We start from the raw sequence: 22,042 nt of genomic DNA, 5'->3' as shown, positions 1-22,042 counted from the left end.
TATTTAAAGCCGTTACGATGTAAAATCGGGACGGCTTTTTTTATGCCTTATTTTTTTGGAAAATGAAGGGGCAGTATTTCTTGTAGGTCTGCAGTCCCGCCAGCTGCTATAGTCCCGATGATTGTATTGTTAGTCGGGATTTGCAATCCCGTCTTAGAAACTTAGGATTTCTAATCCTAACAAACGGTTAAAACCTGGGAACCAGGGGTTGGATACCAGTCCTGACCAGCAACCTTTGTAAAGAACCTAACACATAATATCAACTTCATGTTAAAATGTTATTTTAGGCCGAATTACAATCAAGCATCCTATAATGAAGTTTTCCATTAAATTATTGGCCTTACTGCCGTTTATTTCATTAAACGTTTTAGCACAACAAAAAACACAGAATTTTTCCATTAAAACCGCAAAACCTGTAGATCAGGTGAATGTTTTTTTAGGCTCTTCTGCCGATCACGGGCAAATGTCGCCAGCGGCTTCTGCACCTTTTAGCATGTTAAGCATTGGTCCGCAAACTTATCCAAAAACGCATACCGGCTACGAATACTTGGCGAAGAAATTTGAAGGCTTCACCCATAACCGTTTTGAGGGGGTAGGTTGCCAGGGATCAGGTGGCAATATTTTTATTAAACCGTTTTTAGGTAGCGATCCGGCACAGTCGGAATTGATCAAAGTTTCTGAAAAGGCAAGCCCAGGTTATTACGAAGTTGGTTTCGGGAATAAAATCAAAGCAAGTTTTACCGTTTTGGGTAAAGCCGGAAAACATGCCTACCAGTTTCCAAAAGGAGAAAAAGGTTTTTACCTCGATTTAGGCTATGCATTTAACGGTGCTTTTGTCGCCGAATCACACGATGTAAATGGAAATGCCGTAAGTGGCTGGGTTACCTCAAAAACAACTTGTGGTGCCGGTAAATATAAAATATTCTACTACCTCGAAATTGCTGATAACGTATCATGGAAAGTAATCGATGATCATAAACTGATCGCAACATTGAAAAACGATCTGGCTTCAACAGGCATTAACATCGCACTTTCTTCCGTAAGTGCAGCCGCGGCGAAAGCTTCAATCAATAAAAATCCTTTCAATGCTGTAAAAGAACAAAGTAAAGCCGATTGGAATGCAAATCTTTCTAAAATAGCCGTAAATGGTGATTTGGAAAGTGCAAAACTGTTTTATTCCCTTTTGTACCGCACTATGCAGTCGCCTTATGTGATTTCAGAAGAGGATGGAACCTACCGTAATACCAAAGGTGAAATTAAAAAAGATAAGGAAATCCGCTATAATGGTTGGGCAATATGGGACAATTACCGTACACAGTTGCCCCTGCTTTCACTAATTGAACAGGATAAATACACTGGAATGATTACCTCCATTGCCGATCTTTATCATTCGGGTAAAAAAGATTACGCCGGGCAAAATGAGCCTTCCAATACGGTACGTTCTGAGCATGCCATAGTGGTATTGCTGGATGCCTACCGGAAAGGTTATCCGGTAGATTTTAATGAAATTGCCGATTCTTTGGTGAAAGAAATAAATGGTCTCGATTATAAATCGCCGGATAAAGCCTTAGAATCAAGTTATGATAACTGGGCACTTTCTGAAATCTTCAAGGTTTTAAATAACAGGGAGAAATCGGATTTTTACCTGGATAAAGCACTGGAGTATAAAAAATACTGGAATAAAGATTTTAAGGATATGACTAAAAATGATGTAGACCGCATGCAGGCCCGTGGGTTATACCAGGGAACCATATGGCAGTACCGCTGGTTTGTTCCTTACGATTTTAAAGGCTTGATGGAGTTGGACGGTGGAGAAGAATCATATCTGGCCAAACTGGATGAGTTTTTTGCCCGTGATTTATATAACCACGCCAATGAGCCCGATTTGCAAGTGCCTTTGATGTACAATGTAACCAAATCAGGTTATAAATCGCAATATTGGATGCATCAATTGGCCGCCGATACTGTGATTCAGAATTATTTTAACGATAACAGCCGTGGGATTGGAAGTTACATCGGTAAAATTTACAGAAACCAGCCTCATGCTTACCTGCGCACTATGGATGATGATGCCGGGGCGATGAGTGCCTGGTATGTATTTGCAGCAAGCGGGTTTTCGCCTGCTTGCGTGGGTTGGCCGGTATATTACCTCAATGTGCCATTATTTCCTTCGTTAAGTTATCATTTGCCAAAAGGAAAAATATTCACCATCGAAACGGAGAATTTTAGCCTCAAAAACAAATACATCAAGGCTGTTTTTCTTAACGGGAAACCATTTAAGAGAAATTACATTACCCAGGATGAAATTAATGCAGGAGGGGTATTAAAAATCGTTGCTTCAGCCGTTCCGGTTAAAATTTCGGATACAGAGAACTGGATTTCGCGCCTTGAAAAATAATTTTATAAAAAATAGTGTAAAAGGGCAAACTTATTTTATTTAATCATGTTATCCTAGTATAAATTTAAGATCATGGCACCTTTAAAATTAAGCGAAGAACAAAATGCAACACTAGGCAACAAAAACACCTTAGAATCAGTTAATGAACAACCTTTAGAGCTTCATCCGGAAGCATATAAGGTAAAAGGTCCGTCACCTGATAAGATGAAGACGGTATCGTCATCATTAAGGAATTATGCCCACGGTTTATACGGTTTGTTGTAAAAAATGCCCTCAAAAAAAAATCTCATCATACCAGATTATACAAAGCAGTTAAGGATAAAAACTTGACTGCTTTTTTATGTAAGTTAGTTAGCCAAAATTAATTACAATTTTAACCTATGAAACAGAGTGCAGGAATCTTACTTTTCAAAAAAACAGGCGAAAGTCTCGAGTTTTTTCTTGTGCATCCTGGCGGACCATTTTTTGTAAGGAAAGACGAAGGTTTTTGGACCGTACCTAAAGGAGAACCGGATGGAGAGGAGCAACCTTTAATTGCAGCTATCCGTGAATTTGAAGAAGAAACAGGAAAAACTTTATCGGGTGAGTTTATCGAACTAACCCCTATTGTTCAAAAAGGTGGCAAAAAAGTGTTATGCTGGGCAATAGCCGGCGATCTGGATCCCGAAAACCTGGTAAGTAATACTTTTGAAATAGAATGGCCACCCCGCTCGGGTAAAATGCAAAGTTTTGCCGAAATAGATAAGGCTGCATGGTTTAATTACAACCAGGCAGTTAAATACATTAACGAAAAGCAAATAGCCTTTCTTGATGAATTGATAGCTAAGCTAAGCCGTTAATATAAAGTGTGAAATTTCTTTTTCTGCTCCATTAACAATCATCGAAAGCTGGTGGTCTCCCAAATGAAATTTTCTTGTCGTAATCAATACAAATTTCTGCTTACGTATAATGTTAACCATTTGACCTGAGGGATAAATGCGTTCCGAAATTTTATATACCTTTTTGGTATTCTGGCCATTTTGCTTCTTATAATAAATGGCATATTCCAGTCGTACCCGCTGTTCAACAGGATTTTCATTCGTAATTGAAAATGAAAATTCCAGACTTTCACCAATTTTAATCTCTGGCGTTAGAATTTTAAAATCCGTTAACAAAATTCCTTTATCATCTAAACCATAATGTTTAAGAATATCGGCATGACCTTGTTTAAGTAAAGTGCGACTCCCGTGTTTTATAATGGCATCTGTTTCGCTACCTAAACCCGACCATTTTTTTGCTATATCCACCACCACCTGCGGATGATCTTTCGCAATATCGTTTAAGCTGTTGGCTACACTGCGCCTTACGTATTCAGATGGATCTGTTTTAAGGTTTTCTAAGATGGGCAAAATAGAACCTGGGTCTTTTTTAAGAAAAGGAATACCCATTGCCCATGGTAAACGCGGTCTGCTGCCCTCGCTGGCCAATCTCCGTACTTTATAGCTTTCGTGTTGCGACCATTGCTGCATCCTTAAAATCATCTCCTTTTCGTATTTCAAAATAAAAGGGCGTACCGCAAATTCACAGCTCACAAACTGAGTTACTAATTCTAATGCTTCAACAGAGGTTTCAAAATCATTGATGCCGTATGTTTCGATGTAATCCGGCAGGAACATGAAAGCTAAACCATCTTCGCCAATCCCCTGCATCCTCAACTGTGCAATTGTTTTATTGATCAGTTCGATGGTTTTTGGATAATCTTCAGGTAAGAAACCGTGTAAAACCCTTGAGGTATGTTTCATCCGTTCTTTCAGTTCTTTCGATTCAAAATCCTTACTAAAAATTTCTTTAATGAATCTTTGTTTATCAAAGCCCGGGATGGTGACTGTTAAAACTTTGGTTAAGCGATCGTAAAATGCAGGAGAATATAAGTTTTTAAGCAGGCTGGCCATATGCTGGGTAATTTTTAGTCGGAATCACGATATACAATTCCGCTAATTTACTAATATTGTTAGTATTTGAGGTGCGTTACTCAAAATAATTATTTACAATGTCATTTTTACCAATTGTTCAATAATTTCAGCTTTTTCTTTGGCACATTTGTTATCATAAAAACTACGGAATGAATACGACAAAAATAGGCTGGATCGGCTTGGGCAACATGGGGATCCCAATGGCCGAACAATTGATAAAAGCAGATTATAGCGTTGCGGTTTATAACAGAAGTAAAGCTAAAGAAACCTCATTAAAAGAAATGGGTGCATTAGTTGCCGCAACACCGAAAGATCTGATCAGCCAAACAGCCGTATTGGTACTCATGGTATCGGATGACGTTGCAATTGATCAGATTTTTAATGGAGCGGATGGACTTTTCAGTGCGGATATTTCAGATAAGATCATCATCAACATGAGTACCGTTTCTCCGGCAATTTCAAAAGAGATGGCGGTATTATGCAAAGAAAAGGGTGGTTACTATTTAGATGCTCCAGTTTCTGGAAGTGTAAAACAGGCAGAAACAGGTCAGTTGGTGATTATGGTTGGTGGCGATATCACTGCTTTTGAACAAGTAAAACCAATACTCGAAAAAATGGGTAAAATGGCGGTGCGTTTGGGCGATACCGGTGCGGGTAATGTTGCAAAATTAGCAATCAATTCGTTATTGGCCTTGTATACACAGGGTTTGGCAGAAACGGTAACCTTTGCCAATCAACAAGGCATTGAAACCGTAGACCTGCTAAATTTGATTAACAATGGCGCTATAGCCAATATTTTTACCAAAATTAAAGGTGATGCCATCATAGCAGATAACTATAAGCCAGCTTTTGCCCTTAAACATATCGTAAAAGATTTAAATTTAGCTAAAGCCATTGGACTTGCTTCTCCTTTAGCTAAAACCGCACTTACTACTTTTGAGGCTGCATCTGAAAAATATGGAGAGGAAGATTTAATTGCAGTGATTAAACAGATAAAAGGGTAGAAAGATAAGTATCCTCAAAACAACGTCATTTCGAATGTTAATTTTTGGTATAAAAAGCCAATATAAACGGCAGAAAATTTCTATATGGAAATATTCTGCCGTAAATCGTTATTGCTGAGAAGATTTTTTTATCCGGCAGTCTGTCCAATTTTCGGTGAAGCAATCTTAATCTATGGGTTATAAGGATTGTAAGATTGCTTTCCCGAAATTCGGGATTTCCTCCTCGTAATGACTACTTTTTTATGGTGATTTCTTTAAATTTTCAAGCCGCCAAAAGTGCTGATCATAATAATCGCCAATACAATTAAGGTAATTACCACGTAAAGTTTATCTTTTTCCAGGATAAAGGCGAACAGCGAGAATACAATCCTCATGATTGGGGTAATGATCAATAACAATACGCCAAACTGGATAATAGCCATGGGCTTAAAAGTAAAAAGCCCCATAAAAATGCCTTCGAAAGTGATAAAATTGCTTTCCTCACCTTTAAAGAGATGGTAATCAGGCCTGGCTTGTGTACCATTTTGTGCCAAAAAAAGTATGCCGCCCAGTAAAACAACCAAACTGGCGGTAATTACCCCAAACCTTAACAGTTTGCCTACAATTTTTTCTACGTCGCGATCTTGTATCAGATGTGTTGAGATGATGTTTTTCATTTTTCTTAACTTAAAATTTGTGATGGTAACCATTGTAAATCATTTCCAGCGCCACGAAAGTGATGGCGATGCAAAAAATAATCCTTAAGGTTGAAGGGTTGATGCGGGTAAGCAATTTAGCGCCTGTAAAGGCTCCACCCAATACACCAAGTACCACAGGGAACGCGATACCCGGATCCATATAGCCCCTTTGCAGGTATACCACTGCACTTGCCGCTGCGGTAACGCCAATCATGAAATTACTGGTGGTGGTACTTACCTTAAATGGGATTTTCATGGCCGTATCCATGGCCAGTACTTTTAATGCTCCTGAACCTATGCCCAACAAGCCCGACATTACACCGGCCACCGTCATAATCGAAAAACCAGCCCCAACATTTTTAAGTTTATATTCAACTGTGCCTGCTTGCGTAGGGTAACTGCTGTTGAGTTTCAATAGGGCAGAAAGTTTGCTGCCTTCTGTTAAAGCCTCCTGGTTCTTTTTTCTTAAGGTCATTGCCGCAGAAAATAAAAGTACCGCACCAAAAAGAATAGCAATGGTATTGGTTGGCGTATATACAGCAATTAGAGCACCTATTACGGCTCCAACTGTAGTGGCGATTTCTAAAAACATGCCCAGCCTGATATTAGTAATCCCTTCTTTAATATAGGCACTTGCCGCACCCGATGAATTGGCAATGGATGCCAGCAGAGCAGCACCGATAGCATAACGGATATCAACATGGAAAACAAGGGTAAGCAAAGGAATTACGACTACGCCGCCGCCAAGTCCGGTTAACGAACCTACCAGGCCTGCAAGGTATGCCCCAAGGATTAAAATCAGGGTGAAAGTTAAAATTGACATGATTTGATATTTTAATGATTGTTGTTCAATATGGTGTTGGTAATTTCGTGTGCAGCATCAGCATTGCGGTTATTTATAGCATCAAATAATGCCTGGTGTAAATGGTGGCTCATGGCAAAATGAGTGATGCCGGACGGTGCCCTTTTGGAGAAAAAATCGCGGATAATCACGGTGAAACTTTCATAAAGATCGCTTAATACCCCGTTTCCGGAAGCCCGGGCAATGGCCAGGTGAAATTCGATGTCGGCATTCGTACACGCCAGCCTCGATTCGTTTTCGATAGCCAGTTTTCGCTTTTCAAGCGCCTCACCAATGGTTTTTATGTCTGCATCAGTTCGGTTAAGCGTAGCTAAACGAACAATCTCTTGTTCAAGCAAGGCCCTAACCTGGTTAATTTCCTCAAAATCAGAACTGCGTAATCGTTGTTCAATAGGTTCGGTCGGAATGGCGTTAACCTTTGTTCCAAAACCCTGCTGAACAGTAAGGATTCCGGATAAAGTCAACAATTTAATAGCCTCCCTAATGGTAGAACGACCTACACCATATAATTCCATTAATGCTGGCTCAGAAGGAATTTTTTCTCCCACTTTAAATTTGCCTTCTTTAATGTTGTTCCTGATTTTGTTCGATATCTGCTCAAAAAGCCTGCTTTCCTGATTCATGGTTTTTAATTAACAGTACAAACATACGATGTTTTAATTAAACATCATATGTTTTGTGTCCGGCAAATATCATTTTAAACTGATCTGGAGTTTAAATCTGATCACTTGTTTTTCAAAATCATCTTTTTAGGATTTTGAAAACTTGCTATTTTTACTTAATTTGTTTTTTAAGTGCTTCATCCGGCATCGGTTAGCATTAAATTATTAACAGGCGATTTTTAAACATCCCTATTATATTTGATTAAACTATGGCTATAATCTCAAAGATCAGATCCATCTTTAAACGTACTGTCGAATTCCTTTCCCCATCAGATAAATTACCTCGCATTGCCGGGAAGTTGATCGTTGCTTTTGTGGTTGTATTTCTATCAGTGATGCATGTGGTATACCTGTATCAGCATATTAACCCTTTATACCTCATTGCTTACCTGTTATTTTATATCGCCTGCGGAGTTATCATTTCTATTCTGATCGTTTGGTTATTAAAGCTGATTCCCCGTATCCCTTCAACTTATCAGGTGGCCATTATATTTGGTTATCTGGCTGCTTTTTATTTTTTCCATCTTCCTTCAACTTATGGCTGGTTCTTAATCTTGGCCATGGTCATTTTACCTGTACTGATTTTAACGGGAATTTACCAATGGAAAAAAGGAAATTTGTTTCCATTAGAAAATGCGAAACGGATTTTCTGGTTTGCTGTACTGATCGTTTCTTCACTTGCCTTCGTTTCAGGACTTGCCATTTTCTTGAACCAGGGGAGTAAACCAAAGGATATTGTAAATTATAAACTTAAAGGAGAATTACCAAAAGCACTCGACTTACCCGATCCATCTTTAAAAGGGCCTTACAAAACTTTTTTTATGACTTATGGCAGTGGAAAAGATAAGTGGCGGAAAGAATTCGGTAAAGATGTGGGGGTAAAAACAACCAGCATAGATGGATCACGTTTACTGACTTCGTGGACAGGCGTTTCTGGAAAACTCAGGACGTTGTATTTTGGTTTTGATCAGAAATCTTTACCTATGAATGCGCTGGTTTGGTATCCACGTAAAAAAAAGGGACCCTTGCCTGTGGTGATGATCATTCATGGAAACCATTTGGGGCAGCAGCCTTCCGATCCCGGTTATGCTTTTTTAGGGGAGTTGTTGGCCAGTCGTGGTTATATGGTGGTTTCGGTTGATGAAAATTTCCTGAACCTCTCTCTAACCGATCTGGACGTATTTGGTGGTGGCTTAAAAACCGAAAACGCGGCCAGGGCATGGCTACTTTTAAAACATCTTGAACTTTTGCGTAAGTGGAACAATAGTCCGGGCAATACTTTTTATAAAAAGCTGGATATGAATAAAATTGCCATCATTGGTCATTCAAGAGGAGGAGAAGCGGTAACCCATGCAGCGGTATTTAATAAACTTAATCATTATCCCGATGATGCCCGTGAGCGGTTTAACTTTAATTTTAACATTGGTGCGGTTATAGCCATTGCCCCTGTTGATGGTCAGTATAAACCTGGTGGTACTTTAACAGTTGCAAAGGATATTAATTATTTTGTGATTCAGGGTGCACTGGATATGGATATGCAGACTTATGGTGGTTTGGCCACAATGAAACGCATTCAGTTTTCTCCTGGTTTCAGTGGTTTTAAGGCTGGACTTTATTTAAGTGCGGCCAATCATGGTCAGTTTAACACTGTATGGGGGCGGAGGGATGATACAGGGCCAGGTATTAATAGGTTTAACCTAAAACAGTTGATGGGTGAGCAGGAGCAGCAAAAAATATTAAGCATTTATATCAGTTCATTTTTAGAGGCAACCATTAATGGTAAAATAGGATATCAACCACTCTTTATGGATGCCAGGTTTGGTAGGAACTGGCTCCCTAAAAAGATTTATATGAATCAGTTTGAGCCGGCGCAAAAAACATTACTGGCCGATTTTGATGAAGACGTGAATGTTAATTCTGCAACCATTAGTGGCGGGCAGATTACCACAAGTGGTTTGAGGGAATGGAAAGAGCAGCAGAATAAATTTTTATGGGGTATGCAGGTTACCAAAGCTGCTTATTTAGGATGGGATAGCTTAAAAACCAAACATCAGCATGGTTTTTTCTCACTTAAACTTTCCAATCCGCTTTCGTTATCTGGCAAAATGTTGAGTTTTTCGCTCGCTAGTGGAAAGGAAAATGCTGATGGCCATGCAAAACCGATTGATTTTACGATTCTTTTGGAAGACGGTAAAAAACACCAGCTCACTTTTTCTTTAAGTAGCTGTAGCCTGCTGCAGCCGCAAGTAGCTAAAAACCTAAGTAAATTTGATGTTTTTAACGATTATCCCAATTCGGAAGCTGTGCCGGATTTTTTCTATTTCGATATTGATAAACTTTTAGGCGCTGAAACAAAATTCGAGATTAAAGACCTTAAAGAAATTAAGTTTATTTTTAATAAAACGCGGTCAGGAGATATCATTCTAGACGATCTTTCATTGGTGGATAAACCATAACTTCAACGCTATATCTTTTGCTGTTGAATAAAATCTTTTTCATGTTATCCAACAGCAAATAAGGTTAATCGAGGTAACTCTCTCTGAATAATGATGGCCATTGATTGCTGGATAGATTACCACTATATACAGGGCCCGACTGCAGGTTCTGTCCTGATTTTAATGTTGAATCCATTTCAAGGTAAGACATTAACAGCTTTGCAGGTATCCGTTCGTACAGGCCGGGATAAATACGTTTAAATAAACGGGTCTTGTTTTCTATATTCTGCAGCCTGAAGAAGATATTCCTGTTGTTAACATCAGTCAATGCGTTACGGAGAAAATAAGAATGAAATAGAGCGTCTAGTGCAGGATACCAGGCGCAGCCTTCTTCAAATTCATATTTATCTATAATCAGCACGGTTGAATGCTCGATGGCCAGGATATTAAAAGTGTGCTCTATATAACTAAAATCATCACTAATATAGGTACTGCCCGTTCTGCCCAGCCATATGTTGGCTTGTTTTTGGTTTTCATCAGTAATATAGCCATTTACTAAGCCTTTAGCTACATATATAATTTTCCCATTTGCAGCCAGGTTGTTGGTTTCAAAAAGAGTGTCTCCCTGGTGGATGTTTTGAAAAGTAGTATGCCGGTACAAAAAACGGAGGGCCGCCCTATCTTTCTTTCTGTCTAACAGTAGAAGAAAAACCTCTAAAAAACATTTAGTATAACCTAATTTCATCTTATTTAATTAATTGAGGTAACATATTTCATTTGTTCAGTATTGTAATACGGTAATCTTCAATCCCATGCTCGGGATTTTCGGCTAACATTCATGTTCTAAATTGTTTTAGCATAGCCGCTGCTTAAAATATTATGTTGATCTTTCACTAAAATCAGTTATCGCTAAATTCTATATCTAAAATCAATTTTCCTCTGATTTTGATCAGTGCCTATCTTGATCTTTCTCATGTGTAATTTCTATCTGTAAGAATAGATGTTATGGCTATTCATCATTGATTTCGAAAAGGTAGCAGGCGCTAATTTTTCATCATAATCAATGAGTTAATGTCAAGTACAATAATGTTATTGCCGTCCTTTTCAATCAGCCCTTCTTTGGCAAAATCGCCTAATACACGGCTCAGGGTTTCGGTTGCAATGCCCACCAAACAGGCCAGGTCGTATCTGGGAAGAATAAACCTGCCGTTTTCAGCATCATGTCCATGTTTGGTTAGTTCAATAATGGCCTTTGCAATCCGTTTGCGTACCGAATAATAAGCAATATCCAATAGTTTCTCATCGCGTACATTTAGGGTTTGGGCCAGGTCTTTTGCAAAAACACTGAATATTTCTGGGTAGTCGGTAATTAAATGCTGCACTTCGGCAAAAGGAATGGTTAGTATTTCGCTGCTATCAATGGCTTCGGCAATTTCCTTGTTTTCGGTACCCAGTAATGTTCCCTGCAGCCCAAAATATTCGTGAGGGCCATAAATACCGGTAATCAATACATTGCCGGCCGTATCGGCTACATAAGTTTTTATTTTTCCCGATAAAATGTAATGCAAGCCCAGTGCCCGTGGTTCTCCCCTATAATACAGTACCTGATTTTTCTTGAAATGCCTGGGTAAACTTCCTTCAAACCTTGAGCGTAACCACAAAATATCGTCTCTGCTGCTTTGTATATTTCTTAGCTGTATGTGTTGTTTTAAAAACAATTCGTGCTGCAGCCGTTTCTTTTTGAGCCTAACTTCTACCTGGTTAAGCAGTTCCCCGTCATCAAAAGGGGGCATTAAGTAGCCATCGGCACCCAACTCCATCACCCTGCGCGCCAGGTCGTAATCTTTATTGTTTAATACCATGATAAAGCTGATTCCTGCCGTTTCCATAAATTTGTTCACTACGCGTAGCATCCCAAATCCATCTATTTCTGGTACGTTTATTCCTGAAATAATTACATCTACGGGATTTTTTCTGATCATGTCAATCGCCTGTTTACCGCCATCTATCGATTTTACATTGTATTTTCCGATGGTGAGTATTTCGGTGATTTTTACCCTTAAATCAAAATCCTCCAGTACGACCAAGATTTTAGATCCCTCCATTTAAATTTTATATTTAATCCTAAAGTCAGTAATTTCCTTCTGGATAAGTAAAAAAGGCTTTACACCTTATTTCCGGACCTTGTTTTTGCATTTTAAAAGCTTCTGTTCGGGATTAAACATAGACCGCTTAAAAAATGAGATACAATTGTCGACGGTAAGGACTATGGTAAAATTGAGCGTAACTTTGTTTAAGTCCTTCATTTTTCGAATAAAACGGGATGAGATTGATAAGTGAGGAGATATTGTTGTATAGCAAACTAAAAACCTTCATTTATGATTGTTTAAATAAAACAGCCTCCAAAATAGGATGCTTTGTTTAAAAACATCCGGCTGGAAGAATATTTTGATTTCGCCGTGGAATAAATAAATCGACCTGTTAAAAAAACGGCGTATTTTTTTAACCGAAGTTTCTGAGAAAAGCATTTCTTAAAAGTTTGTATAGGAATTAATAGACAAATATCCAATAAAAATCAGCATAAATATGCATAATTAGATTGATAATTGTCAAATTAATTATTGATTGTAGTCAAAAGGAGTAAGCTTTGTATACTTAAGTAATCACAGAAGGAAAGCTTTTTTAGCGATTAATATGATTTTATGTCGCACGAAATTTGCCTGGCTGATAAAAGTTAATGTTTTTTTGCTTTTGATTGTATAAAATTTCTGTGTTGGTGGTAGGATTTGATTGTATTTAATACATTGTTAATCAGCGTTTTATTTTTTTTTATCGAAAATAACAAACCTAATATTTGTATCGTACGAAAAATATCGTACCTTTGGGGTATGAAAAATATACAAATTGAAAATAGCCTGCCCGAACCTACTAAAGCTGAACTAGAAATTCTTCAGGTATTGTGGGAATTTGGGCCGTCGACCGTTCGGTTTGTAAACGATAAGCTGAATGAACAAAGGGAGGTTAATTATACCTCTACTTTAAAGCAAATGCAGATTTTAACTGAAAAAGGAATTTTAAAGCGTGATGAAAGCCAAATGAAACACATTTATATTCCGGTAGAGGCAGAAGAGAAAACCAAAGTTCAGTTGTTAGACCGTTTTGTAAATACGTTATATAAAGGCTCAGCTTCGCAGTTAATGATGCAGCTTTTGGGTAATGAGAAAACATCGAAACAGGAAATTGAAGAGATTAAGCGGCTATTGGATGGCATGGACTAATTGATAACCAGATATTAAATAACTAGAATAATGGAATTTAAATTAACTCATCTTTTACCTGAAAACTGGCTTCATGCCCTGGGTGCTACCTTATTTCACTCGCTATGGCTTGGTGTAATTTTAGCTTTGCTGGCTGGTTTGGTGATGTTTAGCACACGTAAGGCGAGTGCAACGTTGCGTTATAACTTGCTTACAGCATGTTTGGGTTTATTTGTTATTGCAATAGGTTTTACTTTTTATATAGCCCTTCAGAATCCAGTTTATCCTGCGCAATCGCAGGTGATTCATCAAAAAGGCATTAATCTGCCCCAGGCAATAACAGATCGGCAGGCGGTTGCAAACGTACAGCACGATGTATATTCGGGCCTAAACAATTTACTTAATTTGTGGAATGCTTATGCTTACCAGATCGTACTGGTATGGTTCCTGATGATCTGTGGAAAAAGTATCCAACTGGTGGTTGGCCTTAATGGCGTGCATTATTTGCGCAATAACAAAACCTATGCTGCCGGTAAAAAATGGGACGAAAAATTAGCCGAGCTTGCTCGAAAACTAGGTTTAACGCAGCAGGTTAAGGTGGTGCAATCGGGTATTGCGCAGGTACCCATGGTGGTAGGGCACTTTAAGCCTTTAATCCTGATCCCTTTAGGCTTACTCAATGGTTTATCCAATGCAGAGGTAGAGGCCATTCTCTCTCACGAACTGGCTCACATTAAACGTAAAGATTACCTGGTAAACGTATTACAAAGTTTTATAGAAATCGTTTTCTTCTTTAACCCGGCGGTACTTTGGCTATCGCAATTAATAAAAACAGAACGCGAACATTGCTGCGATGATTTGGCCATCGCCTGTGTAAACGATCGCAAAAATTATGTTCAGGCCCTTATCGTGTGCCAGGAATTTAAGCAGCGTGCACCTGCTTATGCCATGGCGGTTACGGGCAGGAAAGGTAGCCTGCTACATAGAGTAAGCAGGATGTTATTTAACACCAATTCAACTTTAAACAAAATGGAAAAAACAATATTAACCATCGCCCTGGTATCGGTAGTGGTTTGTACTGCTGCGTTTAAGAGCGTAGGTAGTGCAAAAACAGTTACCAAAAAAGAAATAAGCACTTCGGTACAAGTTGTACAGGATACAACTAAAAAAACTAAACCGGCTGAGGGAAAATCAGCAGATCAACTGGAAAAAGAAATCAGTGCGAAAATGGACCATCAATTAAAACAGTTGGATGAAAAGCAAAAGCAGCAAGAAACCAAGGAAGACTTAAAAGCCCGGCAAGCTGATGAAAGAATGAGGAAAGATGATGCTAAGCGTGCAAGAGAAGATGCTAAACAAGCTGTTATAGATAGCAGACAAGCTGTTATAGATAGCAAACAAGCCGAATTAGATGGTAAACAAGCTGCTGCAGATGCTAAAATTGCAGAAGCTGACTCAAAACAAGCTATTGCTGATTCAAAACAGGCAATTGATGATGCAAAACAGGCTGCTGAAAATGCAAAGGAATATAGAAAATGGGCAAAAGAATATAAATCTCAAGGATATGGAACAGTTCCGAAAATCCCACGTCCGCCGAGAGCTCCAAAGGCTGCTATAGCAGTACCAGCTACACCTCCAACTCCGCCTACTCCGCCAACACCTCCGGTTTATAACGAAGGGGCAAGTACCAGGACTGGTTCGCAGCGTACGGTTACCTCAAAAACGGTTACCAATGGCGATGGTCATGATTACACAAGCGAAATTAACCAGGAACTGATGAAAGATGGTATCATCAGCAGTACCAATAAACTATCTTACAAACTCAATAAAGATGAACTGGTTGTAAATGGCGTAAAACAAAATACCACTGTTCAGCAAAAATACAAAAAGAGATTTCTGAAAAATGACAGCCATTCGCTGATGTATAACTTTCTGATCGAAAACAACAAAAACTAAATCTAAAAGCGCTAATCCAATCCCAACCATCATGAAGTTTACAATCATGGCTTTTTTAGCCTTTTGGATGAATATTGCCCTTACTTTTGCTCAAGCCCAACCTCCATCCAGAATTTATGGTCGTGTATTGGATGCTGAAGGAAAGAACATTGAATTTGCTACTGTAGCCCTGCTTAAAGATTCGTTATTGTTTAAAACTACTTTCACCGAGAAAGATGGTACGTTCAGTTTTGATAAGCTGGCTTTTGGAAAATACCTCATTAAAATATCGGTAGTTGGATCGCCTGTTTATAAAACGGATACATTATTATTGAACGCCGGCCATATTGTTATTGCGCTAAAGGATATCAAAATGGCTACAGGAGCAACCAATTTAAAAGAGGTAAATATTTCAGGACAAAAAGCTTTTGTAGAACGGAAAATAGACCGCACGGTGGTTAATGTTGATGCGCTGATTTCTAATGCAGGAACTACTGCTTTGGATGTACTGAGTAAATCGCCGGGCGTAAGTGTAGATCAGAACGGGGCTATTTCCCTTAAAGGCAAAAACGGGGTGGCCATTTTTATTGATGATAAGCCAACTTATTTATCGGGTTCCGACCTGGATAATTACCTGCGTTCGCTGCCTTCTTCATCGCTTGATCAGATTGAATTGATGACTAACCCACCTGCAAAATACGATGCTGCAGGAAATGGCGGTGTGATTAATATCAAAACCAAAAAAACCAAAACCGGGGGATTTAACGGCGGAATTAATCTAAGCTTAAATCAAGGCCAACTCACCAGATCGAACAATAGTTTTAATTTTAATTACCGTAAGGATAAAATCAATGTTTTTGGAAATTTAAGTTATAACCTCAATAATAGTTTTACAGATTTAGACCTGAATAGGAAATACAAAAATGATGATGGTAGTGCCAAATCCTACTTTAATCAGAATTCTTATTTCCGTAGGAATGGTAATACGTTTAATTTAAAAACAGGACTTGATTATTATGCTTCTGACAAAACCACCTGGGGTATCGTGCTTACGGGCATGAACCGGATTTCTAAACAGGTAAACAACAATACCAGTAACTTATCCAACGCATCAATGCAGCTCGATTCGATAATCAGGGCAGAAAATATCGACCAGATTAAATATCAGAATGCAGGAGTAAATTTAAATTACAGGCATAAGTTTAAGCAGGCAGGACGAGAGCTGACATTTGATGCAGATTACCTGCTTTACCGTAACCGGACGGATCAGACTTATTATAATTTCAGTTACCTTCCAAGCGGAACTTTAAAATACCAGGACATTTTAACCGGTAATTTGCCTTCAAATATTGATATCTATACTGCGAAAATAGATTATTCTCATCCGCTGGAAAATAAGTGGAAACTGGATGCAGGTGCAAAAACGGCCTATACAAAAACCGATAATATTGCCGATTATTTTAATACGGCAGGTGGGAAAACGAATGTAGATTACGAAAAAAGCAATCACTTTTTATATGAAGAAAATATTAATGCCGCTTATTTAAACATGAGCAGGGAGGGAAAAAGGTTTTCGCTGCAGGTTGGTTTAAGGTATGAAAATACAATTTCTAACGGTCACCAGTTGGGAAACCTAATTAAACCCGATTCGAGTTTTAAAAGAACGTATAACAGTTTGTTTCCAACGGTTTATTTTTCTTATAAACTGGATTCTGCAGGGAATAATGAGTTAGGCTTAAATTATGGTCGCAGAATAGAGAGGCCATATTACCAGGATCTTAACCCTTTCTTTTCTCCACTAGATAAGTTTACGTACTATGTAGGTAATCCTTTCTTAAAACCATCGTTTACGCAGAGTTTAGAACTATCACATACTTATAAAAATAAAATTACCACCACTTTGGGTTACGGTTGGGTGAGGGATGAGGTAAATGAAACCATCGAGATTGTAAATGGAACATATTACAGCAGACCGGCGAATGTGGGCAAAACAACGGTAGCCAATATTTCGGTAAATGCAGAAATCGATTTAACGAAATGGGTAAAACTGAATGCCTATGTGGAGTACGCAAAAATAGTTTCGAAAACAGATTTTTACACCGGTTTTCTGGTTACTCATGGTAGTTATTTAAAAGCAAGTCCGAATTTGCTATTTAAAATTAGTCCTACCTGGAATGCAGAGGTAAATATGCGTTATCAGAGTAAACTATCTAATGTACAGTTTTTCTTAGGCGAAGTGCACGAATTTGGTGCAGCGGTACAGAAAAAACTTTCAGCAAAAAGCACCTTAAAATTAACAGCGAACGATATTTTCAGAACCCGGGTATATAATGGCGTAATTAATAACCTGGCAAATACAGAAGCGAACTGGGTTAACCGTCAAGATTCGCGGTCGGTTTTGGTGAGCTACAGTTACCGTTTTGGTAAGGCATTTTCTACACCAGCTAAACATGAATCATCGGGCGCAGATGCGGAAAAAAACAGGGTGAAGAATTAATTAAATAGTGAGGGCAGGTAAGTTTAATTCGAAAAATAAGACAAAATCTAGGGCAATCAATTTCCGTGTTCTCTGAGTCTCCGTGGCAAAAAAATAAGAATGGTTCGTGGGGACACGAACCATGGCTGTATAAATTGTGTCGTCATTGCGAGAAGGCTTTTTCAGCCGACGAAGCAATCTTTATAACTGGGAGAATAATCAGAAAGATTGCTTCGTCGTTCCTCCTCGCAATGACGATTTTTCGATTTTAAACAAATTGGTTCAACACCAGCACACCAATAAGCCCTAATACAGAAACCAGGCTTTCCATCATTGTCCAGGTGCGAAAGGTTTCTTTGAGGCTCAGGTTGAAATATTCCTTAAACATCCAGAAACCGGTATCGTTTACATGCGAAAACATCAAACTTCCGGCACCCACTGATAAAACCATTAACTCTGGTGGGGCGCCTGGGCCAATTAAAGGCAATACCATTCCGGATGCCGTTAGGGCTGCCACAGTAGCTGAACCTAAAGTTACGCGGAGTGATGCGGTAATTAACCATGCAAGTAATAAAGGTGATAAATTTAACCCTCCGGTAAGCTGTTTTACAGTTTCGCCCATGCCACTATCGATCAGGATTTGCTTAAAAGCGCCACCTGCGGCAATAATTAAAATAATCATGGCGATACTTTTAACCCCCTCGGCGCAAGACTCCATGGCTTTTGCAATGTTCGTTTTTTGAACAACTAAAGCAATAGCAACCGAAATTAAAAGTGCTGCGGTAGGATCGGCCAGGAAAACGAATAAGGGTTTGCCGGTGTAATCTATTTTAAAACTGCTGCCTATCGTTCCGGCAATGATTAAAAACACGGGTAATAGCGCAGTAATAAAACTCCTGGTTGCTGATGGCAGGTTTTCATCTTCATCGATTTTGAAATCCTGAAGACCTGTAGTTTGATCGCGTTTAATAATGAGCCTTGGGAAATAAATTCCCGCAATAATGGCTATCGGAATGCTTAAACACAGGCCATAAATTAATGTTTTGCCTATATCCGCGTGGAAAATTCCGGCTAAAGCCACCGGACCTGGATGTGGCGGTAAAAAGCCATGTGTTACGGAAAGTGCCGTAGCCATTGGGATACCGATATAAAGTTTTGAAATGCCTGTGGCGGCCGAAATGGCAAATACCAATGGGATTAACACCACAAAACCTGCATTGTAAAATAAAGGTATGCCAACCAGTAAACCGGTTAATAACACTGCCCACTGGATATTTTTTTTACCAAAAGCCCTGATTAGGATAAAAACGATCTTTTTTGCCGAACCACTATCTTCAATCAATTTTCCCATCATGGCACCAAGCGCTAGTACCATCACCATACTGCCCAGCGTACTGCCAATTCCGTTGCTGATGGATGCCATTACCTTTGTAGCGGGCATTCCCAGTAATAGCCCGGTTATAATGGCTACGGCAATTAGGGCTATCATTGGATTGATCTTTTTTAAAATCAAAATGAATAACAGGAGGATACCGAAAAGAAGAATAAGTAACGACATTTGGTTAGGTATTAGGTTAATGTTTTTTACCACAGATAAACACAGATGTTATACCTGTATTCATGATTTTTATGGCTAGTTTAGTTTTAGCGCATCACGGTTATTTTTTAACGGTAATGGTTCTTCCGGTAACGAGGTTAAATTCGTAAATCCGGTATAGGCCATCATCGCTAATCTCTATATTTTCTACCAGTCCTGTTTTGCTGAAGGTGTCGGTTACCATATCGCCGATTTTTACATCCTGAAGAATATCGCTTGGCGTATCGTTGTTTAATCTGATCATAAAAGTAAAAGTATCGATTATTCGTAAAACATGTCAGTTTTTTTAAACCAGTGTATTGAATTTTGATTCGATGTGGTTTCTGGCTTCTTTTTGAAATTCTTCTGGTGTCTGTTGCGTCTGTTTTTTAAAGAAACGACTGAAGTAGGGCCTGTCTGAAAACCCCAGTTCGTAAGCAATTTCCTTTATGGTTTGCTCACTATGGATAATTTTTCGTTTCGCTTCCAGTATAATGCGGTCGTGGATGATTTGCATGCCGGTTTTGTTCAGTTTTTCTTTTAAAATCTGGTTTAGTCTTTTAGAACTGATTCCGATTTTCCCCGCGTAGAAATCTGTATTTCTAACCTGCTGATAATTGCTTTCGAGTAACATCAGAAATTCGTAAACCCTTTTTTGTTGTACATCATGGCTGGTAAATTCATGCTCCTTTACCTGAATCAGTTTCAATAAAAATACCTTTAACAATGCTTTGGTGATGATAAAAGTATTACCCGCCTTCTGGTATTCATCTTCAATCAACTTGTAAATATTGCTTAATTCGGCTGCCGTTCCCTGATTTAGCCTTAAGCAGGAAAACTCACCCTGAACATTGAAAATCTTAAACAGATCGAGTAAAAATTCTTTCTCTTCTCCTTCCAGCACCGATCTTTTAAAAGAGATTAACACCCCATTTTTGCCAGCTTTGTTAAGCTGATGTACACGGTAGGGTGGAATAAGGTAAATCCAATCGCCCTTGCTATCAAATTCTGAATGTTGCAGGGCATGTAAAGGCTCCTCATTTTTAAGCCACACAATTTCAAAGAATTCTTTTCTGCCCGGATCGTTAAGGTAGCTGGGAGGACAGTTGCTTAAATCGCGGATATAAATAATAGCCCTTTCTAACTGGGTGCTTTCGGTTGATAAACTCATGATGGTTAAAGTTAAAAACTTAATTTTTTAGCGGTTGGATTAATTGATAATTATGGTGGACTATTCGGAAACAGTGCTTTTATTATGGCTAATGCATGACTTTTACCTGTGTAGATTTCCTGATTGTCCCATATAAGTGGCTGAATGTGTAACCCTTATTTTAACAGGCGACTATACCTTTGAGCCATTAAAGTAAAAGCAGAAATGGAATTAAAAGCATCAGCAGGAATGGTCAATAATCAATCACTAACGAATGAGCTGGATAACCAGCAATTGGCCTGGGACCTGCAAATGAACCTGGACCGAATTATTGAGGAAAACACCCAATTGGCCAAAAAGATACAGCTTGATCAGCTTATTCCTTTCATCTATCACATCCAGCAGGCAAAGCGGATTTTTGTTATAGCGGCTGGGCGTTCGGGTTTTGCCATGCAATCAGCCGCGATGCGTTTAATGCATCTTGGACTAACGGTATATTATGTTGGCGACACGACCAGTCCGGCTATTGAACCTGGCGATTTATTAATTGCGGCATCTGGTTCAGGAACAACAGGATCTATTGTAAAGGCCGCAGAAAAATCGATGAAAGCAGGGGCAAATGTAGTGGGCATTACCACCAATGCTGAATCGTTTTTGGCAAAATGGTGCAACCACATGGTTTTGGTTCCCGCTGCCGGGAAGGAAGACCACAGCAAAAAAATATCTACGCAATATGCCGGCAGCCTTTTTGAACAATTTCTGCTCCTGCTTAACGATGCTGTTTTTCAGTCACTCTGGAAATTAAGTGCTCAACCTGCAGAAGAACTGTGGAAAAGACATGCAAATCTCGAATAACAAATCATTTAATTATATATCAATACCATCATGGCAAAATTACAAGTAGCAATAGATTTATTAACAACAGAAGAAGCATTGGCGTTAGCAGCAAAAGTTGCACCCTATGTAGATATTATAGAATTGGGAACACCATTGATTAAAAATATGGGTTCGACAGTAATTACTGCAATGAAAGCAGCACATCCTGATAAACTGGTTTTTGCAGATTTAAAAACGGCAGATGCGGGTGAATTAGAAGCTGATATCGCTTTTAAAGCAGGAGCTGACCTCGTTACCGTAATGGGTGCGGCAGGAAACGCAACCATTATTGGAGCCGTTAAAGCCGCAAAAGCGCATGGTAAAGGCGTGGTTGTAGATACCATTGGTTATCCTGACCGTGTTAAAAGGGCTCAGGAAGTTATTGCTTTAGGCGTTGAGTTTGTAGAACTGCATGCTGGTTTAGATGAACAATGGACTGCAGGTTATTCTATTCAGGTTTTAATTGATGAGGCAGCAAGGGCTGGTGTTCCGGTTTCTGTTGCCGGCGGTGTAAATATTGCTAACATTGCCGCTGTAATAAAAGCTGGTGCAATAGTGGCTGTTGCAGGTGCTGCCATATATGGTGCCGAAGATCCTGCTGCTGCTGCAAAAGCGCTCCGCGAAGCAATTGATGCTGTATAGGACAAATTTCATTAACTTAGGTTTTTAACCACAGATGCACACAGATAAACACGGATTTTTATATCTGTGTGCATCCTTTTTATCTGTAGTTAAATTAATGAGATTAGATGTTAAAGCCAGTTTCGCTAATCGCTCTCCGT

At 39.0% G+C, this 22,042-nt stretch carries 19 protein-coding genes; 10 read left to right on the top strand and 9 right to left on the bottom strand.

The window, feature by feature from the left end:
• The first annotated feature begins 313 nt into the window (after window positions 1-313).
• From R2R28_RS13310 to R2R28_RS13300, 3 genes are all read left to right on the top strand, one after another.
• Window positions 314-2,398 carry a glycoside hydrolase domain-containing protein gene (locus R2R28_RS13310; protein ID WP_316826178.1) on the top strand — a complete coding sequence of 695 codons (2,085 nt, stop codon included), beginning with the start codon at window positions 314-316 and terminating at the stop codon, window positions 2,396-2,398.
• 72 nt (window positions 2,399-2,470) lie between these two features.
• The gene (locus R2R28_RS13305; RefSeq protein ID WP_316826177.1) at window positions 2,471-2,662 is read left to right on the top strand and encodes a hypothetical protein; all 192 of its coding nucleotides are present in this window, start codon (window positions 2,471-2,473) and stop codon (window positions 2,660-2,662) included.
• A 116-nt stretch (window positions 2,663-2,778) separates the two neighbouring features.
• Window positions 2,779-3,237 (top strand): NUDIX hydrolase, encoded by a 459-nt coding sequence (locus R2R28_RS13300; protein ID WP_316826176.1) that lies wholly within the window; start codon window positions 2,779-2,781, stop codon window positions 3,235-3,237.
• Here R2R28_RS13300 and R2R28_RS13295 read toward each other — a convergent pair.
• On the bottom strand, window positions 3,226-4,329 hold the full coding sequence (locus R2R28_RS13295) for a DNA alkylation repair protein (RefSeq protein ID WP_316826175.1): 1,104 nt from the start codon (window positions 4,327-4,329) through the stop codon (window positions 3,226-3,228). The genes R2R28_RS13300 and R2R28_RS13295 overlap by 12 nt on opposite strands.
• 170 nt (window positions 4,330-4,499) lie before the next feature.
• Between R2R28_RS13295 and R2R28_RS13290 the strand changes: the two genes are divergently transcribed.
• The gene (locus R2R28_RS13290; protein WP_316826174.1) at window positions 4,500-5,354 is read left to right on the top strand and encodes an NAD(P)-dependent oxidoreductase; all 855 of its coding nucleotides are present in this window, start codon (window positions 4,500-4,502) and stop codon (window positions 5,352-5,354) included.
• 254 nt (window positions 5,355-5,608) lie between these two features.
• On the opposite strand, the gene R2R28_RS13285 is transcribed toward R2R28_RS13290, so the two are convergent.
• The 3 genes from R2R28_RS13285 to R2R28_RS13275 are packed head-to-tail and all read right to left on the bottom strand — an operon-like array spanning window position 5,609 to window position 7,516.
• Window positions 5,609-6,010, bottom strand: coding sequence for a DUF1634 domain-containing protein (locus R2R28_RS13285; protein ID WP_316826173.1), 402 nt, complete (start codon window positions 6,008-6,010; stop codon window positions 5,609-5,611).
• Window positions 6,011-6,020: 10 nt separating this feature from the next.
• Window positions 6,021-6,854, bottom strand: coding sequence for a sulfite exporter TauE/SafE family protein (locus R2R28_RS13280; RefSeq protein ID WP_316826172.1), 834 nt, complete (start codon window positions 6,852-6,854; stop codon window positions 6,021-6,023).
• 11 nt (window positions 6,855-6,865) lie between these two features.
• A complete protein-coding gene (locus R2R28_RS13275; protein ID WP_316826171.1) occupies window positions 6,866-7,516 on the bottom strand; it encodes a FadR/GntR family transcriptional regulator in 651 nt (216 codons plus the stop codon).
• Between the two features lie 248 nt (window positions 7,517-7,764).
• Between R2R28_RS13275 and R2R28_RS13270 the strand changes: the two genes are divergently transcribed.
• Window positions 7,765-10,011, top strand: a complete 2,247-nt coding sequence (locus tag R2R28_RS13270) for a chlorophyllase/cutinase-like alpha/beta fold protein (protein ID WP_316826170.1) — start codon at window positions 7,765-7,767, stop codon at window positions 10,009-10,011.
• 64 nt (window positions 10,012-10,075) lie between these two features.
• Here R2R28_RS13270 and R2R28_RS13265 read toward each other — a convergent pair whose 3' ends face one another.
• Window positions 10,076-10,735: a hypothetical protein gene (locus R2R28_RS13265; protein WP_316826169.1), complete on the bottom strand. Its 660-nt coding sequence runs from the start codon at window positions 10,733-10,735 to the stop codon at window positions 10,076-10,078.
• A gap of 298 nt (window positions 10,736-11,033) precedes the next feature.
• Window positions 11,034-12,095, bottom strand: a complete 1,062-nt coding sequence (locus tag R2R28_RS13260; protein ID WP_316826168.1) for a response regulator — start codon at window positions 12,093-12,095, stop codon at window positions 11,034-11,036.
• Window positions 12,096-12,878: 783 nt separating this feature from the next.
• Between R2R28_RS13260 and R2R28_RS13255 the strand changes: the two genes are divergently transcribed.
• From R2R28_RS13255 to R2R28_RS13245, 3 genes are read left to right on the top strand one after another with little or no spacing between them, the layout of a single operon-like run.
• Window positions 12,879-13,268, top strand: coding sequence for a BlaI/MecI/CopY family transcriptional regulator (locus tag R2R28_RS13255; RefSeq protein WP_316826167.1), 390 nt, complete (start codon window positions 12,879-12,881; stop codon window positions 13,266-13,268).
• A 30-nt stretch (window positions 13,269-13,298) separates the two neighbouring features.
• Window positions 13,299-15,203, top strand: a complete 1,905-nt coding sequence (locus R2R28_RS13250) for a M56 family metallopeptidase (protein ID WP_316826166.1) — start codon at window positions 13,299-13,301, stop codon at window positions 15,201-15,203.
• 31 nt (window positions 15,204-15,234) lie between these two features.
• Complete coding sequence (locus R2R28_RS13245) at window positions 15,235-17,679, top strand: TonB-dependent receptor domain-containing protein (RefSeq protein WP_316826165.1); 2,445 nt, start codon at window positions 15,235-15,237, stop codon at window positions 17,677-17,679.
• 247 nt (window positions 17,680-17,926) lie between these two features.
• Here R2R28_RS13245 and R2R28_RS13240 read toward each other — a convergent pair whose 3' ends face one another.
• The 3 genes from R2R28_RS13240 to R2R28_RS13230 form a co-directional block, all read right to left on the bottom strand.
• Complete coding sequence (locus tag R2R28_RS13240; protein ID WP_316826164.1) at window positions 17,927-19,216, bottom strand: gluconate:H+ symporter; 1,290 nt, start codon at window positions 19,214-19,216, stop codon at window positions 17,927-17,929.
• Between the two features lie 100 nt (window positions 19,217-19,316).
• On the bottom strand, window positions 19,317-19,499 hold the full coding sequence (locus tag R2R28_RS13235) for a hypothetical protein (protein WP_316826163.1): 183 nt from the start codon (window positions 19,497-19,499) through the stop codon (window positions 19,317-19,319).
• Between the two features lie 42 nt (window positions 19,500-19,541).
• The gene (locus tag R2R28_RS13230; RefSeq protein ID WP_316826162.1) at window positions 19,542-20,405 is read right to left on the bottom strand and encodes a helix-turn-helix domain-containing protein; all 864 of its coding nucleotides are present in this window, start codon (window positions 20,403-20,405) and stop codon (window positions 19,542-19,544) included.
• Between the two features lie 204 nt (window positions 20,406-20,609).
• Here R2R28_RS13230 and hxlB point away from each other — a divergent pair, with 204 nt between their 5' ends.
• Together hxlB and hxlA are read left to right on the top strand one after the other, a co-directional pair.
• Window positions 20,610-21,239: a 6-phospho-3-hexuloisomerase gene (hxlB, locus tag R2R28_RS13225; RefSeq protein ID WP_316826161.1), complete on the top strand. Its 630-nt coding sequence runs from the start codon at window positions 20,610-20,612 to the stop codon at window positions 21,237-21,239.
• 30 nt (window positions 21,240-21,269) lie between these two features.
• The gene (hxlA, locus tag R2R28_RS13220) at window positions 21,270-21,902 is read left to right on the top strand and encodes a 3-hexulose-6-phosphate synthase (RefSeq protein ID WP_316826160.1); all 633 of its coding nucleotides are present in this window, start codon (window positions 21,270-21,272) and stop codon (window positions 21,900-21,902) included.
• Window positions 21,903-22,042 lie beyond the last annotated feature (140 nt).

Origin of the sequence: Pedobacter miscanthi, assembly GCF_032678605.1 — a bacterium.
Lineage (GTDB): Bacteria > Bacteroidota > Bacteroidia > Sphingobacteriales > Sphingobacteriaceae > Pedobacter > Pedobacter miscanthi_A.
Note: the sequence above shows the minus strand (reverse complement) of the source record. Positions and strands in the feature narration are given on the sequence as shown.